The sequence below is a fragment of the Sphingomonas sp. LH128 genome (genome assembly GCF_000293195.2).
GTDB classification, from domain to species: domain Bacteria; phylum Pseudomonadota; class Alphaproteobacteria; order Sphingomonadales; family Sphingomonadaceae; genus Novosphingobium; species Novosphingobium resinovorum_A.
Genome location: NZ_ALVC01000069.1, coordinates 1 through 19,166, shown reverse-complemented (window position 1 = coordinate 19,166; position 19,166 = coordinate 1). Strand labels below are relative to the sequence as shown.

Genomic DNA, 19,166 nt, shown 5'->3' with positions numbered 1-19,166 from the left:
CGATCATCACCCCGCCGCAGAAGATCGTGAAGGCCAATCTCTCGAGCATCGTCGGCGACTATGTGCAGGCGCAGGCGCGCAGCGCCAGCCCTCCCCAGGAGGTCGAAGCCGAGATGCGCAAGTTCATGACTTCGCTCGATGGCGAGCTGCAGCGCCGCAGCGCTTCGGGACAGGTGATCCTTGTCGGCGAGGCGGTGCTCTCCAAGGGCGTCGAGGACATCACGCCGGATGTGATGAAGGCGGTCTATGCCTCTGGCGTGAAGCGGCCGACGCCCGCCTCTGCAGAACAGTTGATGCAGAGCGGTAGTGACGGTCCGATCCCGCAGGTGCCGATCAATCCGCCCGCGCCTCAGGCTGCTGCGGGAGCAAGCGCGTTCGGGCCGATGCCGGAACAGGCGCCCGCAGCTGCGGCGCCGATGGCTGATCCCGCGAGCTTTGGAGGGTCTTATGGCGCAGGCGGTCAGTGAGCCCCTCCCGGTCGAGGCAAAGCCGCGCCGCTGGCGGCCCAACATGCGGCTATGGGGACCGATCGGTCTCCTGATCGCGGGCAGCGCCGTCTATTCCGCAATCAGCGACTGGCGCGATAGCCACGGTCTTCTCATCAACACTTCGGAATCGCTGCCCAATTGGGCCTTCGTGATCCACAAGACCGCCAAGCCGGAGCGCGGCCAGTACGTTTTCTTCGTGCCGCCCGCTCATCCGCTGGTCGTGCGCCACTTCGGCGCGAAGAAGCAGATGTTCGGCAAGATCGTCTACGGCATGCCGGGAGACATCGTCAGCCATCGCGGCGCCGAAGTGCTGGTGAACGGCAAGGTCGTGGCGCGCATGAAGCCGCGCACCCGCTTTGGTGAGCTGCTTGCTGCCGGACCTGTGGGCGTAATCCCGCCGCAGTGCTACTTCGTTGGCACGCCGCACAAGGACGGCTTCGACAGCCGCTATGCCGCGATCGGCTATGCCTGCGCCGGGAAGATTGTCGGTGTCGGGGAGGCGATCCTGTGAAGCGGCTCCTCGAAAACAGTGCCCTCGTCATCCTGTGCTCGCTGACCTTGTCGTCTGCAGGCCAGGCCAGCGATCACGGTGTCGTCGGTCAGACTTTTCCGGTCATCGAGACGGATCTTCTCTCGGTGATCGAGCAGCGCCTTCAGAACCTACAGGCATCGGGCGGGATCGACCGGATGAATGCCGAGTTCGCGCGGCGCGCCGAGGCCAAGGTTCGTCGGCCGACGCCGGTTGCCGGGATCACGCCGGCAACGCAGGCGCGGGTCTGGGCCTTCGATCCGACGATCGTCATCGAGAAGGACGTGAAGGACCAGAAGGGCAACTTCGTCGCTCGCGCCGGGCAGACGGTGAATCCTCTGGACTTCGTGGCGATGCACCAGGCCCTCGTCTTCGTCGATGGCGACGACAAGGCGCAGATGGAATGGGCAACCAGCCAGTATTCCGACCTCAAGGCCAAGATCATCCTCGTGTCGGGCTCGCCGATCGAGGAGATGACCGCCCGCAAAAGGCGGTTCTATTTTGATCAGGAGGGCCGCCTGACCGGCAAGTTCGGGGTGCGCCATACGCCCGCCGTCGCCGAGCAGGACGGCAAGGTCATCAAGGTTTCCGAGATCAAGCTGAAGGGGGCAAGCTGATGCCGCTGTGGCTCGACTTGCTGAAGACGCCGATGGCCGCGCCCGAGACGCCTCGCCTCAAGGCCATGCGTCGCACCTTCCAGGGGCTGTGCATTCTTTGCGCGCTGGGTGTCACGTTCATCACGCCGCTGACAGCCCTGCTGGGCAGGCTCGCGCCCGTTGGCATCGCAGCGCTGCTGGTTTCGACGGCCGCCTACACCGCGCTCTACGTCGCGCGAAAGAACCGGGCCGATCAGGCATGGCTCGATGCCGCGACCTCGCAGGAGCCGGTGTCGTGAAGGCGCTGCGTTGCCTCGTCGCGATCTTCGCGATGTTCATCGCCTCTGCGCTGATCGCACCTTCCGCGCAGGCGCAGTCACGCTGCACCGGCAAGTTCGTGAACCCGATCACCGACGTCTGCTGGTCCTGCCTGTTCCCACTGTCGATCGGTGGCCTCAGCATCTGGCCGAGCACTCGTCCGGACACCAATAACCCGAGCCTGCCGATCTGCGCCTGTGGCAGCCCGATCCCGCGCATCGGTATCGCCGCAGGCTTCTGGGAGCCGGTTCGCCTGGCTGACGTCTCGGTGAAGCCGTGGTGCTTCGTGAACCTTGGCGGCATGAAGATCGCCCCGGGTTTCGACATCGGCCAGGGCCAGTTCACGGGGCCGTCGCAGGTCGGCGGTCAGGCGCAGAATACGTCCAAGTGGCACGTCCACTGGTACGTTTATCCCCTGCTCTACTGGATGGAGATCCTGACCGACTTCCTCTGCTTCGAGCAGGCGTCGTTCGACATCGCCTACATGACCGAGGTCGATCCGCTCTGGCAGGACGATACGCTGACCACGATCATCAATCCCGAGGTCGTGATCTTCGCCAATCCGATCGCCAAGGCGGCCTGCGCCGGCGACTGTATCGCGGCTACGGCGCGCCTCCCTCTCGATGTGACCTTCTGGTGCGCAGGCTGCCAGGGCTCGATGTACCCGATGAATGGCAACATCTCCTCGTCGATCGGCCATGTTCAGGCTTCCCGCCTCGCCCTTTCACGCTTCGCCTTCAAGATGCACCGGCAGGGTCTCGCGTGGGGCACCATGGGCAGCAAGGGCCTCTGCGACAAGTACCTGATGCCGGTGCTCAAGAAGCAGCAATACCGCATTCAGATGACCAATCCGATCCCGACGGTGAGCGGGAAGCTCGGTTGCTCACCCATCGGTGCATCCACCCTGCCGCCGCAGACCGGCCGTGCCTACCCCGTCCAGGGCGAGGACATGGGCTACCTCGTGTGGCGCAAGCGTAACTGTTGTGTGCTCTAGGAGACATATCCGATGCGACGCAGAACCATGGTCCTGGGCGCGATTGCGAGCCTCACCGCCATCGGCGGCATCCAGGCCATCGCTCAGAACATCGACGGCCTCGATCTCGATGCGGTGCGCAAACGTGCGGCCGCGATGCAGGAGGATGCCCACACCTTTGCCGATCACGTCAAGGGTCGCGGCGATGCCTTCCGGGAAGAAGCGCTTGCCGTCCAGCAGCAAGGCACCGACAGCCTGACCGATCTGGCCAAGGCGGATCTGCCTATGAACGGTGATGGCCCGTTCGATTTCGACGAGATCATCCAGGGCGCCTCGCAGAATGTGGCGGGGACCAAGGGTGATGCGCCGCAGTTCATCGTCTTTGCGAGCCTCTCGATGCCGCCCAAGGCGCTGCGTCAGCTGATCGCGGATACGTCGAAGGCCGGTGGTATCATCGTCTTTCGCGGCTTCCCGATTAATTCGCTGAAGGCGTTCACCTCCGGGCTCGCCAAGGTGGTCACGGAAAAGGACCAGCTTTCCAATGTCGGGATCGATCCGCGCCTCTTCCGCGCCTTCGATGTGACGGCCGTCCCGACTTACGTTGCGGTGTCCTCCGAGTTCGATCTGTGCGCCGGCCTCAACTGCAAGACGGTGGTGCCCCCGCACGATCGCATGACCGGCAACGTCTCGGTCAATTACGTGCTCGAGTCCTTCGTCGATGGTCATGGCCCCGGCGCCGGCGTTGCCTCGGTCGCGCTGCGCAACATGGGCAAGGCCAGCTGAGATGCGGCGCCTCGCCCTTTCCCTGATCCTCCCGATCGCTTTCGCCGGCGCCGGGGCGGTGCTCGCCCAGAGCACGGTTCAGGAGGCGAAGGAGGACGGCAAGAGCTTCGCGACGGACATGCGCGCCAATGACGCTTTGGTGCCAAGCGAAACCATGCGCGACCAGGTGCCGGGGTATCAGGGGACCGATCTGCCTCAAAGCGGCTACTTCGACGATCCCGACAAGCTGGTGGCCGATGCCGGCGCGCAGGCGAGCAGCAACGAGGCTTTCGCGGTATCGACCGATCGCAATAAGACGCGGCCGCAGTTCGATGCCCAGGAGATCCTCGACACGACACGGCGCGCGACGGAGATCGAGGCGAACCCGGACACCTACCTGCAGGGCGAACAAATGGGCGGTCAGGCGGGCAGCTGCACGCCCCTGCCCCCCGGTGGCGGCAATGTCAGCTACTACGAGGCGACCTGTAATTATGGCTCCAAGCTCGACGAGGTGCCGCGCACGTGCACGTCGACGCTCAACGTCTCGGTCGAGAACCGGACCCTCTACTATTACCATATGTCGACCATCGGTCCTTACGTTGACCCCGACAGCATGGCCGATGAGATCGCTGCGGGAACCTGCAAGGCGGTCGGGACGGCATCCTACTGCGGCACGATGGCCGAGTATGGGTCGACGGCGGCGGGTAGCTGCAACAAGGATTTTGGCAACCAGCTGCTTCAGGTGATGGAGTGCTCGGTGCAGGCCAGCGTTAAGGGCAACACTATCTTCTCCGGAACATATCCGGTGATTTCGCGCACAACCGGGCAGCACTGGTTCAGGGTCGATAACGCGGCGCCCGTCATTTCGACCAACAAGGTCAACGGCTGCACGGCGCTCGAGAACAATACACAGTGCGTGGCGCAGAGCGCTGAGGTTTGCACCGACAGCGACCCGCAAACCCGCATCATCAACGGCGTGCCGGTAACGCAGCCCTGCTGGGCGTGGCAGACGAATTATACCTGCAACGAGATCACGCAGGGCAACGACTGCGGCGAGCTCGATGACAAGCCCGAATGCAGCTACGTCCGCGACGAGTGCATCGATGACGAGGACGATCCCGATTACACCCCTGGCGCCTGCAAGGTCAGCCAGAAGGTGTATCGCTGCCCGGTCCCGACAACGCCGGGCAACGATCCCAAGCAATATGTCTGCGGCAACGACGTCTACTGCATAAACGGGGATTGCGAGACGATCGAGCGCGAGGCTTCGACCGAGTTCAAGGATGCGCTGGTTGCGCTGCATGCGCTGGGCCAGGCCGGGGAGGAGTTCGACGAAGAGAACTTCACCGTCTTCTCCGGGACACGCGAAACCTGCCACAAGCCGGTTTTCGGTTTGGTCAATTGCTGCGCCGGCAAGACCTCGGGCCTGCTGACCGCTGGCGCCGGCGCTGCCGCCCTGGCCGGTGGCCCGACGGCCATTGCTGCACTGGCCACCCCGTTCCTCACCATGTTCCTGTGCTCGAGCGAGGAGAAGATGCTCGACATCAAGGATCGCATGGGTTTCTGCCACAAGGTCGGCACCTATTGCTCCTCGAGCGTCCTCGGGATCTGCAAGACCAAGCGAACGGCCTATTGCTGCTTTGAGAGCAAGCTCTCTCGCATCCTTCAGGAGCAGGGCCGCCCCCAGCTGAACAAGCCATGGGGCAAGCCCAAGAAGGAGCAGTGCGAGGGTTTCACCATCGACGAGTTTTCGCGCCTCGATCTGTCCGTCATGGACTTCACCGAGGTTTATTCCGAGTTCGTGGACGCCGCCAAGCTGCCAGACGAAGTCAGCACGCTCAGCGAAATCCAGGACAAGATCCAGGACTACTATGACATCCACACCAGCCAATGACGCCGGCGGCGCTGGCACCTGCGTGCCATGCCTGATCGATATGAGCGTTCTCGACCTTGCGATCTTCATGCGGGTCCACCGCGTCAGCAAGGTCACGCCTGCAGGCGAGGTTTCCGCGACGATCGGACACTGGTTCGATTGCCATATCGACCCTTTCGAGATCGAGCAGCGGTTCCGCGCGATGATCGAGAAGGGCTGGCTCGTTCGCCGGACGGGCGGTGTTCGCCCGACGCTCGACGGGCGACGGCACGGCCGCACACACCTGCGCGGTCTGGTTCGGATGATGGATCAGGGCACGAGCATGCTCGACGTGGCCCGAATGATGTCCGTCCTGGGCATCGCAATGCAGGAACTGGATGGGGAGCACTCAGTCGATGATGACCAATGAGCGTGACGCACTGGAGATCCGCCCAAGTGGCAGCGCTGACAGGTTGCCCGGGCGCATTGCCCGCCTTGGTGCGATTCTGTTGGCTCTTGCCCCTGCCCTTCCCCTGCCGGTGCTCGCCGCCCCGCAGGATGCCGGGCTCGAGGCAGGCGAGGACAACGATGACTTCTATTGCCGCGAGCGCAAGTTGGGGCAGTGGTTCTATTGCGAGAAGCCCAAGCCGAAACCGAGCGAACAGAAGGCGGCCGAACCGGCGCAGTCTGCCAGCGAGCGGATCGCCGCGATCGCAAGGCAACTGGACGAGTTGAAGGCCCGCGCCATCCTCGAGCCGAGCGAAGAGAACGTGATCGCCTATGTGCGCTTCCAGCGCGAGCAGCTCGATCGCGCCTCCACCTTCTCCGACACCTGGCAGCGCGCCCTGTGGCAGAACCCGGACATCGACTACACGCTGCAGCGGCCTGTCTCGACGGTCGCCAAGCGGGCGTGGACCGACAATCGCACCGCCGATCGCGGCCAGGTGCTTGCGCATCTCGGCCAGCGCTATGGTATGTTCTACTTCTTCGCGCAGAGCTGCGGTGCCTGCGAAATCTTCGCGCCGATCCTGCGCTCGGTTGCGGACAGCCATGGGCTGGCCGTCATGGCCGTCTCGATGGATGGCGGCCCGAGCAAGGACTTCCCGAATTACGTCGTCGATTCCGGTCAACGCGAACGAATGGGCGTGCCGGGTAACGCGACGCCGGCGCTGGTCCTCTTCGATACCGCCACCAAAAAGACCGTCCCGATCGGCTTCGGCATCCTCTCGGCCGACGAGATCATGGACCGGATCTTCATGCTCACCAACACCAAGGTCGGGAGTGACTACTGATGGCCGAGCTTCCCCCCTTCCCTTCCGCCCAGCGCAAACCCTCCTCCCGCTTGCGCGTCTTTCGTCGGCGGTTTGCCGCCGCCGCCCTGAGCCTCGGGGCAGCCAGCATGGTGCCGATCGGCATCGCGCGCGCGGACGTCGCCAGCTCGATGAACTCGTTCTTCAACGACGCCGGCGGCGCTGCCAACGTGACCGGCCCGACCGCCTATCAAGGCCAGTCGGCGGGCTACTACTCGCTTGGCAATGCATGGACCCGTTTCCCGCAAAAGAGCGTGTCGCCGTTCAACCTCCAGCTGCCGAGCGCACGCGCTGGTTGCGGCGGTATCGACCTATTCACCGGTTCATTCTCGTTCATCAACGCCTCTGAGATGGTGGCGATGCTGAAAGCGACCGCCAACAATGCCCTCGGCTTCGCCTTCAAGCTGGCGATCGACAGCGTCTCGCCCGAAATCGGCAAGATCATGGGTGAGTTCCAGCAAGCCGCCCAGCAGATGAACCAGATGAACATCTCGTCGTGCGAGGCGGCGCAGGGCCTCGTCGGTGCAGTCTGGCCCAAGATGCAGGGTGCGCGCTCGACGATCTGTACCGCCGTGGGCAACAGCCAGGGCGTATTCTCGGATTGGGCGCGTTCGCGCCAGGGCTGCGGTGCCGACGGCCAGATCGACGATGTGCTCTCGGGTAACAACGACCCGAACATGAACGAGCATATCCCGGGCGAGCCGCGCAATTACACCTGGGAGGCCCTGAAGCGGTCCCAGAAGTTCGGTGCCTTCGACGCCGAGTTTTCCGAATACCTGATGACCGTCGTCGGCACGATCATCGTCAACAAGGCCGAGGGCAGCAATCCCGCCTCGATCCAGTATATCGGCCCCGCCGAGGATGCGGTTGTGACGGCGCTCCTCGATGGCACGCAGACCGGCAACACCGCCAAAATCCTGACCTGTACGGACGATGACAAGTGCCTGCAGGTGTCGGAGCAGAACCTCTCGATCCCGACGAATGTCGCGCTGCGCCCTCGCATCAAGACCATGATCATCTCGATGCGGGACAAGATCCGTAGCGATGCCGCGCTATCGGGGGCTGAACAGCAGCTTTTGGCGCTGACCACCGTGCCGCTCTACAAGTTGCTGGCCGTCGAGGCGATGGCCCATGGCGGCTACATCGATGGCGACCTCGACGCTCTCGCAGAGATTGTCGCCGTCAATCTTCTGAGTTCGATGATCGAAAACATGCTCGATCGCGTGACGCAGTCTCAGGTCCATTTTCAGCCAGCAGACCAGTCAACGGCGGAAACCTGGCGCAAGCAGCTGGGCGAGGCTCGCGCCAAGTATGCGGAGCGGGACGTGAAGGTGAAGAACACGCTCAACATCACAATCTCGCTCATCAACAAGTCGATAATGCTGGAATCGACATTGCAGAATGCCATGTCGCCGGGGATGGCGGCCGCGCTGAATTTCTCGCGTGGTCTCAACGTCCAGGGGCTCAACTAAGCGGGAGGTAGGGCCATGGTCGAGGTTTTCACGATCGGCGGCGGGGAATACATCGTCAACACGTTCAACGCCGTTGCTGCCTGGACGGGCGGTGGCGGCTATGGATCGCTGATCAAGGTGGTGATGGTCATCGGCCTGATCTACGCCCTTCTCTCCGTGGCATTCACCCTCAATTTCCGCGTGTGGCTCAACTGGTTCCTCGGTTCGACCCTGATCTATTCCTGTCTGATGGTTCCGACCGTCGACGTGAAGGTGACGGATCGGATCAACCCGTCGCTCGCGCCGGCTACGGTCGCGAATGTTCCGCTCGGGCTCGGTGTGATCGCCAGCTTCTCGAGCCAGGTGGGCGATTGGCTCACACGCACGGCCGAGACCGTGTTCACGATGCCGAGCCAGCTCAATTATTCCAACAACGGCATGATCTATGGATCACGGCTGTTCGATGCGACCCGCAATTTCCAGATCCGCGATGCCGAGTTCGCGACCAACCTGCAGAACCACTACAAGAACTGCGTGTTCGGCGACGTGCTGCTGAACTTCAAGTCGCTGACGGATCTTGCGAGCAGCACCGACCTTTGGGCGTCGATCGGGCCCGGCTCGCCTGCGCGATCGCAAGTCTGGCTTCAGAAAGAGGCTGGCGGGTCCGTCAGTAACACCATCATCACTTGCCAGGCGGCCTATCAGGCGCTGACAGGGCAATGGAACACTATCATCGATGCTTCGACGCCGCTTTGGGGGCGTCAGACCTACACGAACCTCAGCGAGACGGCCGCGGCCGCGAAGCTACGGCAAGACGTCCCGATCGTGAACCAGACCTTCACCGGATCGTCGAGCGATTACACATCTGCGATGCGGCAGACCACGGCGATCAACGCCTTCATGCAGGCTCGCGATGCCATGGGAGGAAGTGCCGGCAGCGCGTCGATGGATGCCTTTGCTGCGACGCGCGCCGACATCCAGGCTCGCAACACCTACAACTCGATTGCCATGCAGGCGATGTCGTGGGTGCCGATCCTCAACATCGTGCTCACCGTCGTCTTCTACGCCATGTTCCCGGTGATCTTCCCCCTCTTCCTTATGCCGCAGACCGGGGTCCAGGCGCTCAAGGGGTATGTGACGGGGTTCTTCTACCTCGCCGCCTGGGGACCGCTCTACGTCATTCTGCATATGATCTGCATGACGCGGGGAGAGAGCGCATCGAACGCCGTGGCTGAAGGCGGGATCACCCTCTCGAGCTATGCTGGAATCGGGGCCGTGAACGCGGAGACGGCGACGATCGCCGGCTTCATGCTCATGAGCGTGCCGTTCATTGCGGCGGGTCTGGCGCGCGGTGCCATGAGCATTTCCGGGCAGGCGACATCGATCCTGGCGCCGGCGCAGAACGCCGCCGAGGCGGCGGCCGTCGAGCAGACTACCGGAAATTATTCCTACGGGAATACCAGCTTTGCGAACCTCACGTCGAACATGCGGCAGAGCAACCAGTGGTCCGATGCGCCGACTTTCTCCACAGGGGCATCCTCCTTCACAGTAAGAGGGTCTAACGGCTCGACAGACACATATATGGAGAATGGCGCGATCGTCACCGATACGACCGGAGCCATCTCGAAACTACCGATGTCAGTGAGCCTAGGCACTGGATTTGCAGCGGAAAATCGCCAAGCGGCATCCAGCTACATGAGGGCCGCAGAGTCTCTGGAAAATTCGGCAGCGCGAATCAGAACGGCTACGTCGACCGATCGAACCGCCCATGGCACGTCTACCGAAACATCATCTGGATCGGACCACAGCAGTCGAACAACATCTGGGACCAATTCGGAGAAATTCGACCGCAATTCGTCGTCCGAGTTCGACGGGCTGGAAAATCGCGATAGTATCGGCTCTACCGATCGCATTCAGGCCGGTGTCGGCCATCAATCGACGTTGAATGATATATTCTCGACCAAAGTTGGCGCTGGGATGGGAGGCGGTGGCGGTGGCGGTGGCGGTGGCGGTGGCGGGTCAGTTGCTGCTGGAAAGCGGAAATTGCCAATTCCGAGCGCTACGATCGGCGCGGAAAAAACAAATAATATCCAGCAGTCTAATAACCTTCACTACAATACAGATCATTCCCGTTCTCGCGATAGCAGCATGGCGGCGACTGATGGTGTTCGAGATGAACACTCGAATGGTACCAACTTGTCGGCACGGGAGGGAACCGAAGACGGCAGCGGAACCTTTAGCCGAAGCTCGCGCTCAAGCACGTCCTCACAAAGTCACGAAGAAGCATTGTCTCTTGCAAACTCATTTGAGGCACGGGCTCGCGAGTTTAGAGAGAAAGCGCAGCAGCTCTCGCAGGACGCCAGCTATGCCGAAACTCATAATTTGCAGATGAGTGAGAACCTGTCTCAGGAACTCCAGCAATGGTATCGCCACCAAGAGTCGATAAACCCATCCCTGAATGCTCCAGGGTTGAACGAGGTCGTGCTGAACGCTACGCAGCGGCAAGCGCGGGATTCACTCATTGCAAAGTTCTTCGAGCAGCGCAGGGAGGCAATTTACGAGGAAGTCGCTCCGTATTTGAAAGAGCCTGAACTTGCGCAAAACCTCACCGCACCGACTGTTCAGGATGCTGCAGATGTTACCGCCAGTTATCACCCTTCAGGTCTCAAACCCACTGTTAACCTGGGGAGCCAAAGTGATGGATCGGCGGTAGCCGATCAGATCAGCGCCGGCAGGTCACAAATTGAAGCAACATCTGCAGCCAAGAGAGCTGGACGAACTCAAAGTGTGATTGCCGGGTCCGATCTGCAGCGTGAAGTTGATCAAGCATTGGATAAGGACTACTTCCGCGATCCCAAGCTTAGAAAATGATCGACAGCAGCCATCCGAGAAATGCGAGAAGCATGACTGCGTTGAGGAGAAGGGCAATCTTCACGGCAGGACTTGGCGGCCCGTAAAATTCCAACGCAGTCGCAGAATCATCATCGGACGATGGCGTCCAATCAGTCATCTCCGGTACGAAGATTGGACCGTTTGGATTGTTCAATGTCGCGGTATAGATATTCAGATCGAAACTCATTGGACCTTCCTCCAAGCGGAGGATAGCATAACGAGAACATCATGGCAACAAACCCAAGAAATCGGTCTGCCGGGATAGGTAGATACAGCGATGATCCGATTGGCTACTGCGCGCTCGGATTCTCGTGGCTGATTGTCTCGGCGCTAGGGCTTCTTCCGCTCGCGGAAGCTTCTTTGCATCGTTCTCCCTCGATCGCTGCCCCCATTGTCGTCGCTTTCTTCATCGCGGTGGGCAGCGGTGCAATCCTACGGAGAAAGTATTCATGGGTGGGCGTCGCCCTGCACATCTACAGTCAGATAGCGATTTGGCTTTCGCTTTTTTGCGCATCACTGACGATGGTTCTGATCTGGCTGGCGCCTTAATGAGCCAAACGCTTTGGCAAACCACTTGAACCTAATGTCCGGTCGTTCCTAGGATCACTCGTTTCAAGCCTACCGATTGCGCGTCGGAAAAACAGGCCCGCGCACGCTCATACTGCGGGCCTCGTAGGGTCGCTGAAGGGCAGCAATATCGTCGTAGGAGCCGCGCAACCAGGTATCGACATCCTTGGGATCGAGGATCGTGATCATCGCTTTGGGATGGATCGGCGCCACCAGGTCGTTGGCATCGCATGTCACCATGGCGAACCCGTTTCCCTTTTCGGTGGTTTGCCAAAGGCCCGCCACAGCGAACACGGGTTGATTGGTCACTGAGAACCACATCTCGCCCTTCAGCGGTGGCTTGCCATCGGCAAGGTCGTGCTTGTCTGGCGTGAACTCACAAAACTCGGTGAGTGGGACAATGCACCGGTTGCCGGGCTTCTCGGCAAGCACGCGCCACTGTGGCAGCGCCAGCTTGCGCACGTTGGTCATCGGCCAAGGTGCCTTACCGCCCAGCACATCCCACGTCATCACGTCCCAGGCACGCTGGCCTGCGTCCTCGCGAATTACGTAGCAGCGCCCCTTGGGCCGCAACTCCTGCGGATCGAACCGGTTGTCGCGCGGCCGAGCGCTGAATAGTTTCGCAGCCGAGCCAAATAGAGTCTCCGGCTCGTTCTTCAGGCGTGCACGGTTACACATGGCCGATTCCTTGGCTTGGCTTTAGCGCGCGACGGGCACTTGGTCGATGCGCGTGGTCCATGACGGGCTTTTGAAGGTCCGTTTGGTATCGTACGATTTGGCGCCCATACCTTCGGAGGCGAGGCGCAGCGTATTACGCCCGAACCTGTCGTTGATGCCGTCAAGCGCGGCTAGCAAGGCAGGCGAACGGGGATCAGGCGCAGCAAAGAGATCGTGCTGCGCTCCTGATTCCGCTTCAAGACCTTCCAGCATTATGCCGCATTTGGTGTAGACCGCGCCCTGCTCGAACATCGCTTCGGCCATGCGCGCTGCGGTTCCAGCAATAACGCGCGGATCGTTGGTGGAGGGCGAAAGCCGTGCCACCTTGGAGGCCGACGGTGCATTAGGCTTGAACCGGCTTCCGTGCGCGAATGCGAACAACCGGCAAGCCTGAAGTTTTTGAGCGCGGATTTTCTCGGCCGCGCGTACAGCCCTTCGCACCATCGCTTCACGCAGTACCTCGCGATCGTGGACCGGATCTCCGAACGTGCGCGTCACCGCCGTAGACTTCAGTGCTTCCGGCTCAGGTTGGAAGTCACTGCATTCGACGCCGTTCAACTCGCGCACTAAGCGCTCGAGCACGACAGTCCCGACGTCACGAGCGATGTCAGGGTGCATCGCTGCAAGATCGGCCGTCGTGCGGATGCCGAGCGGGTGCAGCCGTTTTGCCATAGCCTTGCCGATACCCCACACCTCCTCGATTGGCCATTTGGCGAACATGCGCCGGCGCAGCCCCTCGTCGTGCAGGTCGATGACGCCGTTCCAGACTTTCTCGGACGCCTTCGCCAAAGCGTTGGCGACCTTGCTTAGGGTCCGTGTCGGACCAAGCCCAATCCGAGTCGGCAGCCCAACATGTAGTTTGATAGTCGCGCGAATGCGCTGCGCCTGCTCGACATCACCAAGGCCACAAGGTAAAACTGGTAGATGGAAGAACGATTCGTCGATTGAATATATCTCGACGGTATCGCTGAACTCGGAGAGCACCATATTGAAGCGCCGATTCATATCCGAGTAAAGCTCGTACGAACTCGATCGATATTGCACGCCATGCCGCTTCACGATGTCGCGAATCTTGAACATGGGTGCCCCCATCGAAATATGAAGCGCCTTGGCTTCTGCCGATCTCGCGATGGCGCATCCGTCGCCATTCGATAATACTATCAGCGGCACATTGCGCAGCGTGGGATCGAAGACCCGCTCGGCCGAGCAGTAGAAGTTCTCGATATCGACAATGGCCCAGCTCATGACGGATCAGGCCTGAAGGTTGCGGACGCTGGCGCGGACCACGCCCCACACCTCGACGCTCTCATCCGCGACGACAGGGTCATAGTGCAGGCGACTGTTGCGCGCCTCGAGCGTTGGCACGCCATTGCGGACGCAGAGCTGGCGGACGACGAAGCCGCCATCGACGACGGCGATGACGATGCGGCCGTTCACCGGCTTCGCATCACGATCGACCACCAACACGTCGGAATCGAACAGGCCCGCATCGAGCATGGATTGTCCGCTGACACGGAACACGAAGCTGGCGGCGCGATCGAGGCGCAGCAAGTCCACGAGGTTAATCGCGGATTCCTCCCAGTCCTGGGCGGGGCTGGGAAAGCCCGCGCCGGCCGCGCCGACAACCTTAAGTTGCACGGGCCGAGGGAGGTCGCTGAGGGGAATCGGCGTGGACGGGGGTATGGCAAGAGTGGTGGACATTGGTCGCTCATACCGCAAAAATGAACACGAAGGGAACATAGCAAAAACACAACACGTACATTGCGCTTCGATCACGCTCGCGGACAGTTTATGTGCGCGCGACCGATCCGCCAGGAAACCGCTGGCTGTATCCTATGAATCGGCAACGATTTTGGGATGCGATCCGATCGCGCCCGTGTCGCGAAAAACTGGTATTGGGCAAATGACGTTTTCTAAAGCCCTTCCGGCCAACTTTTCGCCTTTATATCAGCAGTCTTCCAAGGGCAGGCTTCGATAAGCGCTGCCCTCACTTCTAAGAGCCCGATCCGAAACTAAGTTGAGTGGTATCAGCGGGTTAGCTGTAAGCGTCCGGCGAGTCCCGTCCGATACCATTGGGCTGAATTTTGCTTTTCAACTTGTGTTTTATGAGGACGTCAGATCTTTCAGACGTTCATGCACCTGCTGCATCGCGGCTATTGCACCGGCCCGGTCCATTAGGGGGTCAGTTCCGGTAGGGGGCGAAATGACACCCTAAGCGGATGACTGGGTGATGGGTGGGGAGCTGCCGTTTCAGCGTGCCGCGCGCAGACGCAGATATACGCTATCGCACCATTCATCACCGACGAGGCTCGTGCTCTTTGCACGGCCGGTCTCAACGAAGCCGAGCCGGGTGAGCAAGCGTAATGAAGACCAGTTTCGCGGATCAACGTCCGCTTCGATCAAAGGCAAACTATGCTTGCTGAATGCCCTATCAATGATGGGTCGGAGCGATTCTGCCGCAAGACCGCGACCCCACGCGGCGGGGTGAAAGATAAAACCAATAGTAGGAAATTTCCGTAGCCCTGCTTTGCCGATCAATTTGCCCTCAAACTCAACAGCAAAGTCTTCGCCAATGGCAGGATCAATGCCGATCATACCTGCCAACCATTCCTGTGTGATCACGAGGCTTTCATGCGGTGGACGGTACCAAAACGCCATGGCCTGGGTGTCGCTGAGTATGGCGTGGAACCCATGCAGGTCATTCTCGCAAGCTTCCCGAAGCAAAAGCCTTTCTGTTCTTATCTCGACCATTCTTGGATTGTATCGATCAGTTGGCCGGTTATCCATGCTTACCTTGTGACTGATCCCAGGCTGTCCAGACACCTGCGTGCAGGCTGGTAAGTGGGCGGAGGGTGTGCCTGCTCCATTGTAGGCATGTTTAATATCTGAGAGAAGCGAACGATGATCGTTCATCTGAATGGCTGGCCAGGGGTGGGCAAACTCACGATAGGTCGCGAGCTCGCTACGCGCCTCAATGCCCGCTTAATCGACAACCATTTGTTACATGACGTCGCGCTTGCCTGTACACACTTCAGCGATCCTGACCGTTGGCCACTCTATGAAGTTGTGCGGCATGCCGCATATGCAGCCCTACTGAAGCGCCCAACGTCCGAAATTTTCGTCATGACCAACGCATTTTGCGTCGCGTCAGAGAGGGAACTTATCGGATGGCAACACGTCGTAGATCTCGCTGTCGCGCGAAACTGCTCGCTAATCCCCGTGGTGTTGACGGCCGAGACCGAAGAGAATGTTCGCCGCCTTGAGAGTGTAAGCCGCTCCAATCGCAAGCTTAAAGATAGCGACACATTCCGTAGTTTCATTGCTGCTGATGTCATACAACGACCCGATGTCCCAGAACTGATCGAGTTGGATGTGACCAATATGTCGGCCGAGAATGCAGCCGGGGCGCTGCGCGAGCGGATCGTTGATCTTGTGGTCCAGGGTCTGGCGAAAGCGACCGACGCACACCGGCGGCTTAGATAGGCGACTGCTGGTGGCGGTTTTGGGGCGCTAACTGCCATTACAAAATTCTGTCGAGCGTAGATCAGATGTCGGTCAGATCCTCGGGGTAGCGCCCGCCCCGCTGGCAGAAAAGTCGCCATGTGTCCTGCCCACGCTCAGTGACAAGAAGGTGAACAGGCCCATCCGATGAATGCACAAGGAGCCCAAGCCGGATGAGAGGGCCAATGGTACGATCACCGATCACTTTTTCCCGGTTTCGCCCGGGCACGACCATCGTCCATCCCGGCGTACCACGCTCGGTGAGCGCGGGCTCCAGGTAACCATTCCGGGTATCATCCGCTTCCCGGCCAAGAAAAAACAGGCAGATGCTCCAGAAGGCGTCCCTGGGTCGGGGCGGGATCATCGCCCATTCGAGAGGGCCCGTTGTATCGGGCTGCTCATGCACCGTGGTAGTAATTGTTGGACCGTCTCGTACGCCTTCACGATACGCGCGCTCCAGCGCCTGTGCGATAGCGCCGGCGGTGTCGACAGTGTAACCATATTTGCGGTCATGACGGTCTTTGGCGACGATGCCGCGAGCGATCTCACGGAAGCGTACCTTGCGCCGTGGATCGGGCGGCAGGCGCGGCGGCGCTTTTGTCATGCCGCTATTTCCTCGCCAGGGGCGGCATCTACTCTCGCCCGCCCGACGATTGCAGCGACCGTGTTCTTGCTTAGGCCAAGATCACGCGCGATCCAGCGATAGCTGCGCCCCTCTTCAACCAGCGCCAGCACTTTGGGGCCAAGCCGATCGGACTTGGGCCGTTCTCCCGGTTGTCGTCCGAGCTTGCGCCCTCGTGCCTGGGCAGCGGCCAGGCCGGAACGGACACGCTCGCTGAGCATGTCGCGCTCGAACTGCGCGATGCCGGCAAGCAAAGTGGCCATCATCCGCCCATATGGTGTGTCGACCTCGAACGTCATGCCGCTCATCGCCACCACGGACACACGCCACCCGGACAATCGGTTCAACGTGTCGAGCAGATCCTGAGTTGAGCGGCCCCACCGGCTCAGTTCGGTCACAAGGATCGCATCGATCTGTCGCGCCTGTGCCAGCTTCATGACCTGGTTCCGTGCGGCCCGGTTCGCCTTCATGCCGGAGGCTGTCTCCCGGAACACCTCCACGACTTCATAGCCACCCCGCTCAGCGAAAGCGGCAAGGTCGCGCAACTGCCGCTCGCACGACTGGTCAGCGGTCGAGACCCTGGCATAGATGGCGGCGCGCTGTCCCAATTGAACCCCTCTGGATTTAGGCCTCGAAAACCCTTGATCTGCGTGGGGTCAATGTTGTCCAAAACAGACTTCTGATCAACTGGGACAATGCGCCTGTGCCAAGACGCCATATCCTGACGGCGCGCCAGCGCTCGGCATTGCTCAACCTCCCGACAGACGAAGCGTCGCTATTGCGACATTACATCCTGGCCGACGATGACCTGATCCATATCGAGCGCAGGCGCCGTGCGGAAAACCGGATCGGGTTCGCACTTCAGCTATGTGCGCTGCGCTATCCCGGACGCGCTCTTGCTCCGGGCGAACTGATCCCGCAGGCAATCTCGGCCTTTTTGGGTGCCCAACTCGGTATCCCGGGTGAGGCGCTCATGCGCTACGCTGTCCGTCGTCAGACCCGGCAGCAACACATGGAATCGCTGCGCCGTATTTACGGCTATCGCATGTTTCCGGGACAAGGTCGTCATTCTCGGGCCTTTCGGCAGTGGCTCGTCGAGGAAGCGGAACAGGCTTACTCGAATGAAGATCTGGCCCGCCGCTTCGTTGCACGCTGTCGCGACACGATGACCATCTTGCCGGCGATATCGACAATCGAGCGATTATGCGCTGACGCACTGGTCGCTGCAGAACGTCACATTGAAGCCCGTATCGTCGGCCGACTTGATGCCGAAATGCGTAAACGTCTGAGCGCGCTGCTGACCGAAGTCATGCCCGGCAATGTCAGCCGGTTCGTCTGGCTCCGCAAATTTGAGGTGGGCCATAACTCGGCGGCAGCAAACCGCCTTTTGGATAGGCTTGAATTCCTTCAGGGCTTAGGTTTGTCGGTACAGAGCCTCGCCGGTGTTCCGATCCACCGGATTGCGCGGCTACGCCGGCAGGGAGAACGTTACTTCACCGATGGCGCACGCGATATAGGCGCGAACCGCCGGTTGGCCATTCTCGCCGCCTGCGTCATCGAATGGGAAGCGGCCATAGGCGATACGGTGGTGGAAACCCATGATCGCATCGTGGGCAAGACCTGGCGTGAAGCGAAGCAGTTACACGAAGCCCGTATTGGCGACGCCCGCACGAGCGTCACCGACACGCTGCGCGCGTTCACCACATTGGGCGCGGCCATGATCGAGGCCCGTAATGATGGCGTACCGATCGAGACGGCACTGACGCAATCGCCGGAATGGGCCAGGCTTGACGAGTGGGTGGCGATTGCGGGGCAACTGAGTTCGACGATGGCGGAAGAACCGCTTGCCCATGTCGGGCGCGGATACCATCGTTTTCGCCGCTACGCCCCGCGCATGCTTCGCTGCCTCAGGATTGGTTGCGCTCCCATAGCGAAGCCGCTCTTTGCGGCGGCGATGGCAATCGGCGATACCCGGTCATCGGCTCAATCTGGCATCGATTTTCTCCGTCCCAATTCCAAATGGCACAGATATCTCAAGACGCAGGAGGCCGGGGACGGTCGGCTTCAGGAAGTGGCTATTCTTTTCCATTTGCGCGACGCCTTCCGGTCCGGGGACATATGGCTGACGCATTCCCGGCGCTACGGCGACATCACCCAGGTGTTGGTCCCCTTGGCGATGGCGCAGGAACAAATGGGTCGATTGACCTTGCCACGCGATCCTCATGCCTGGCTCGATGATCGAACGAGGCGACTGGAAGAGGGGCTGAAGCGGCTCGGGGCTGCCGCCCGCGACGGCACGATCCCCCACGGAAGCATCGAGGACGGTGAACTTCGGATCGATCGGCTGGCTCTGTTGCAAAGATTGGCGGCAGTCAGAGGTAGGCTGTCGCTCTGCGCCGATCAGGCGGCTGCTGCGAAATGGTGGTTGAGCATGCCCATGGCCTCCGTCAGCGCCGAGGGCCCAATGCCAAAAGCTCTCTCCACAAGGCGCACCTCGCCCCTGATGCCGGGCTGCAGGCACCAGGGGCGAGCCTGTCCTTTGCGCAGGGCTCGCATGACTTCGAATCCCTTGATCGTGGCATAGGCCG

20 protein-coding genes and 2 pseudogenes are annotated in these 19,166 nt (G+C 60.8%); 14 read left to right on the top strand and 8 right to left on the bottom strand.

Annotated elements, in window-relative coordinates:
• Positions 1–2: 2 nt before the first annotated feature.
• Genes LH128_RS06460 through LH128_RS06410 form a run of 11 tightly spaced genes read left to right on the top strand, consistent with a single transcriptional unit; the run spans position 3 to position 11,150 of the window.
• On the top strand, positions 3–467 hold the full coding sequence (locus LH128_RS06460; RefSeq protein ID WP_051211430.1) for a TrbI F-type domain-containing protein: 465 nt from the start codon (positions 3–5) through the stop codon (positions 465–467).
• A complete protein-coding gene (locus tag LH128_RS06455; protein WP_008828788.1) occupies positions 448–999 on the top strand; it encodes a S26 family signal peptidase in 552 nt (183 codons plus the stop codon). The genes LH128_RS06460 and LH128_RS06455 overlap by 20 nt, the downstream gene beginning before the upstream one ends.
• Positions 996–1,634, top strand: coding sequence for a type-F conjugative transfer system protein TraW (gene traW / locus LH128_RS06450; RefSeq protein ID WP_008828787.1), 639 nt, complete (start codon positions 996–998; stop codon positions 1,632–1,634). Before LH128_RS06455 ends, traW begins: the two co-directional genes overlap by 4 nt.
• Complete coding sequence (locus LH128_RS06445) at positions 1,634–1,912, top strand: hypothetical protein (RefSeq protein ID WP_008828786.1); 279 nt, start codon at positions 1,634–1,636, stop codon at positions 1,910–1,912. Before traW ends, LH128_RS06445 begins: the two co-directional genes overlap by 1 nt.
• 32 nt (positions 1,913–1,944) lie before the next feature.
• Positions 1,945–2,925 (top strand): conjugal transfer pilus assembly protein TraU, encoded by a 981-nt coding sequence (gene traU, locus LH128_RS06440; protein WP_083910127.1) that lies wholly within the window; start codon positions 1,945–1,947, stop codon positions 2,923–2,925.
• 12 nt (positions 2,926–2,937) lie between these two features.
• Positions 2,938–3,687 carry a type-F conjugative transfer system pilin assembly protein TrbC gene (trbC, locus tag LH128_RS06435; protein WP_327195082.1) on the top strand — a complete coding sequence of 250 codons (750 nt, stop codon included), beginning with the start codon at positions 2,938–2,940 and terminating at the stop codon, positions 3,685–3,687.
• Position 3,688: 1 nt separating this feature from the next.
• Complete coding sequence (locus tag LH128_RS06430; protein WP_008828783.1) at positions 3,689–5,560, top strand: conjugal transfer protein TraN; 1,872 nt, start codon at positions 3,689–3,691, stop codon at positions 5,558–5,560.
• Positions 5,538–5,948, top strand: coding sequence for a hypothetical protein (locus tag LH128_RS06425; RefSeq protein WP_139375877.1), 411 nt, complete (start codon positions 5,538–5,540; stop codon positions 5,946–5,948). The genes LH128_RS06430 and LH128_RS06425 overlap by 23 nt, the downstream gene beginning before the upstream one ends.
• The gene (locus LH128_RS06420) at positions 5,935–6,810 is read left to right on the top strand and encodes a conjugal transfer protein TraF (protein ID WP_008828781.1); all 876 of its coding nucleotides are present in this window, start codon (positions 5,935–5,937) and stop codon (positions 6,808–6,810) included. Before LH128_RS06425 ends, LH128_RS06420 begins: the two co-directional genes overlap by 14 nt.
• Positions 6,810–8,300, top strand: coding sequence for a conjugal transfer protein TraH (locus LH128_RS06415; protein WP_008828780.1), 1,491 nt, complete (start codon positions 6,810–6,812; stop codon positions 8,298–8,300). Before LH128_RS06420 ends, LH128_RS06415 begins: the two co-directional genes overlap by 1 nt.
• 15 nt (positions 8,301–8,315) lie before the next feature.
• On the top strand, positions 8,316–11,150 hold the full coding sequence (locus tag LH128_RS06410) for a conjugal transfer protein TraG N-terminal domain-containing protein (protein WP_008828779.1): 2,835 nt from the start codon (positions 8,316–8,318) through the stop codon (positions 11,148–11,150).
• Here the strand turns inward: LH128_RS06410 and LH128_RS06405 are convergent.
• Complete coding sequence (locus LH128_RS06405; protein ID WP_008828778.1) at positions 11,140–11,358, bottom strand: hypothetical protein; 219 nt, start codon at positions 11,356–11,358, stop codon at positions 11,140–11,142. The two genes, LH128_RS06410 and LH128_RS06405, sit on opposite strands and share 11 nt — an antisense overlap.
• A gap of 41 nt (positions 11,359–11,399) precedes the next feature.
• Between LH128_RS06405 and LH128_RS31985 the strand changes: the two genes are divergently transcribed.
• On the top strand, positions 11,400–11,720 hold the full coding sequence (locus tag LH128_RS31985) for a hypothetical protein (RefSeq protein WP_327195081.1): 321 nt from the start codon (positions 11,400–11,402) through the stop codon (positions 11,718–11,720).
• A 69-nt stretch (positions 11,721–11,789) separates the two neighbouring features.
• Here LH128_RS31985 and LH128_RS06400 read toward each other — a convergent pair whose 3' ends face one another.
• The 4 genes from LH128_RS06400 to LH128_RS06385 all read right to left on the bottom strand — a co-directional run bounded on the left by LH128_RS06400 (position 11,790) and on the right by LH128_RS06385 (position 15,368).
• Positions 11,790–12,416, bottom strand: coding sequence for an SOS response-associated peptidase family protein (locus tag LH128_RS06400; RefSeq protein WP_008828777.1), 627 nt, complete (start codon positions 12,414–12,416; stop codon positions 11,790–11,792).
• 21 nt (positions 12,417–12,437) lie between these two features.
• Positions 12,438–13,700, bottom strand: a complete 1,263-nt coding sequence (locus LH128_RS06395) for a Y-family DNA polymerase (protein WP_008828776.1) — start codon at positions 13,698–13,700, stop codon at positions 12,438–12,440.
• Positions 13,701–13,706: 6 nt separating this feature from the next.
• Entirely contained in the window at positions 13,707–14,156 is a 450-nt protein-coding gene (locus LH128_RS06390) for a LexA family protein (protein WP_037518111.1), read from the bottom strand.
• 549 nt (positions 14,157–14,705) lie between these two features.
• Positions 14,706–15,368, bottom strand: coding sequence for a GNAT family N-acetyltransferase (locus tag LH128_RS06385; protein WP_327195080.1), 663 nt, complete (start codon positions 15,366–15,368; stop codon positions 14,706–14,708).
• On the opposite strand from LH128_RS06385, the gene LH128_RS06380 reads away from it, so the two are divergent.
• Positions 15,357–15,938 (top strand): AAA family ATPase, encoded by a 582-nt coding sequence (locus LH128_RS06380; protein ID WP_008828773.1) that lies wholly within the window; start codon positions 15,357–15,359, stop codon positions 15,936–15,938. The genes LH128_RS06385 and LH128_RS06380 overlap by 12 nt on opposite strands.
• A gap of 61 nt (positions 15,939–15,999) precedes the next feature.
• Here LH128_RS06380 and LH128_RS06375 read toward each other — a convergent pair whose 3' ends face one another.
• Positions 16,000–16,560, bottom strand: coding sequence for a hypothetical protein (locus LH128_RS06375; RefSeq protein WP_008828772.1), 561 nt, complete (start codon positions 16,558–16,560; stop codon positions 16,000–16,002).
• A complete protein-coding gene (locus LH128_RS06370) occupies positions 16,557–17,186 on the bottom strand; it encodes a recombinase family protein (RefSeq protein ID WP_008828771.1) in 630 nt (209 codons plus the stop codon). The genes LH128_RS06375 and LH128_RS06370 overlap by 4 nt, the downstream gene beginning before the upstream one ends.
• Positions 17,187–17,281: 95 nt before the next feature.
• Between LH128_RS06370 and LH128_RS34035 the strand changes: the two are divergent.
• Positions 17,282–18,925 (top strand): annotated as a pseudogene (locus LH128_RS34035) (DUF4158 domain-containing protein); the annotation flags it as partial.
• Positions 18,926–18,978: 53 nt separating this feature from the next.
• On the opposite strand, the pseudogene LH128_RS34365 reads toward LH128_RS34035, so the two are convergent.
• Positions 18,979–19,166, bottom strand: a pseudogene (locus tag LH128_RS34365) (IS6 family transposase); the annotation flags it as partial.

Coding starts and splice junctions, on each gene's coding strand:
- LH128_RS06385 (WP_327195080.1), bottom strand. CDS start 15,368: ATGAACGATCATCGTTCGCTTCTCTCAGATATTAAACATGCCTACAAT.
- LH128_RS06400 (WP_008828777.1), bottom strand. CDS start 12,416: ATGTGTAACCGTGCACGCCTGAAGAACGAGCCGGAGACTCTATTTGGC.
- LH128_RS31985 (WP_327195081.1), top strand. CDS start 11,400: ATGGCAACAAACCCAAGAAATCGGTCTGCCGGGATAGGTAGATACAGC.
- LH128_RS06425 (WP_139375877.1), top strand. CDS start 5,538: ATGACATCCACACCAGCCAATGACGCCGGCGGCGCTGGCACCTGCGTG.
- traU (WP_083910127.1), top strand. CDS start 1,945: ATGTTCATCGCCTCTGCGCTGATCGCACCTTCCGCGCAGGCGCAGTCA.
- LH128_RS06410 (WP_008828779.1), top strand. CDS start 8,316: ATGGTCGAGGTTTTCACGATCGGCGGCGGGGAATACATCGTCAACACG.
- LH128_RS06390 (WP_037518111.1), bottom strand. CDS start 14,156: ATGTCCACCACTCTTGCCATACCCCCGTCCACGCCGATTCCCCTCAGC.
- LH128_RS06380 (WP_008828773.1), top strand. CDS start 15,357: ATGATCGTTCATCTGAATGGCTGGCCAGGGGTGGGCAAACTCACGATA.
- LH128_RS06395 (WP_008828776.1), bottom strand. CDS start 13,700: ATGAGCTGGGCCATTGTCGATATCGAGAACTTCTACTGCTCGGCCGAG.
- LH128_RS06405 (WP_008828778.1), bottom strand. CDS start 11,358: ATGAGTTTCGATCTGAATATCTATACCGCGACATTGAACAATCCAAAC.
- LH128_RS06375 (WP_008828772.1), bottom strand. CDS start 16,560: ATGACAAAAGCGCCGCCGCGCCTGCCGCCCGATCCACGGCGCAAGGTA.
- LH128_RS06445 (WP_008828786.1), top strand. CDS start 1,634: ATGCCGCTGTGGCTCGACTTGCTGAAGACGCCGATGGCCGCGCCCGAG.
- trbC (WP_327195082.1), top strand. CDS start 2,938: ATGCGACGCAGAACCATGGTCCTGGGCGCGATTGCGAGCCTCACCGCC.
- LH128_RS06430 (WP_008828783.1), top strand. CDS start 3,689: ATGCGGCGCCTCGCCCTTTCCCTGATCCTCCCGATCGCTTTCGCCGGC.
- LH128_RS06420 (WP_008828781.1), top strand. CDS start 5,935: ATGATGACCAATGAGCGTGACGCACTGGAGATCCGCCCAAGTGGCAGC.
- LH128_RS06455 (WP_008828788.1), top strand. CDS start 448: ATGGCGCAGGCGGTCAGTGAGCCCCTCCCGGTCGAGGCAAAGCCGCGC.
- LH128_RS06415 (WP_008828780.1), top strand. CDS start 6,810: ATGGCCGAGCTTCCCCCCTTCCCTTCCGCCCAGCGCAAACCCTCCTCC.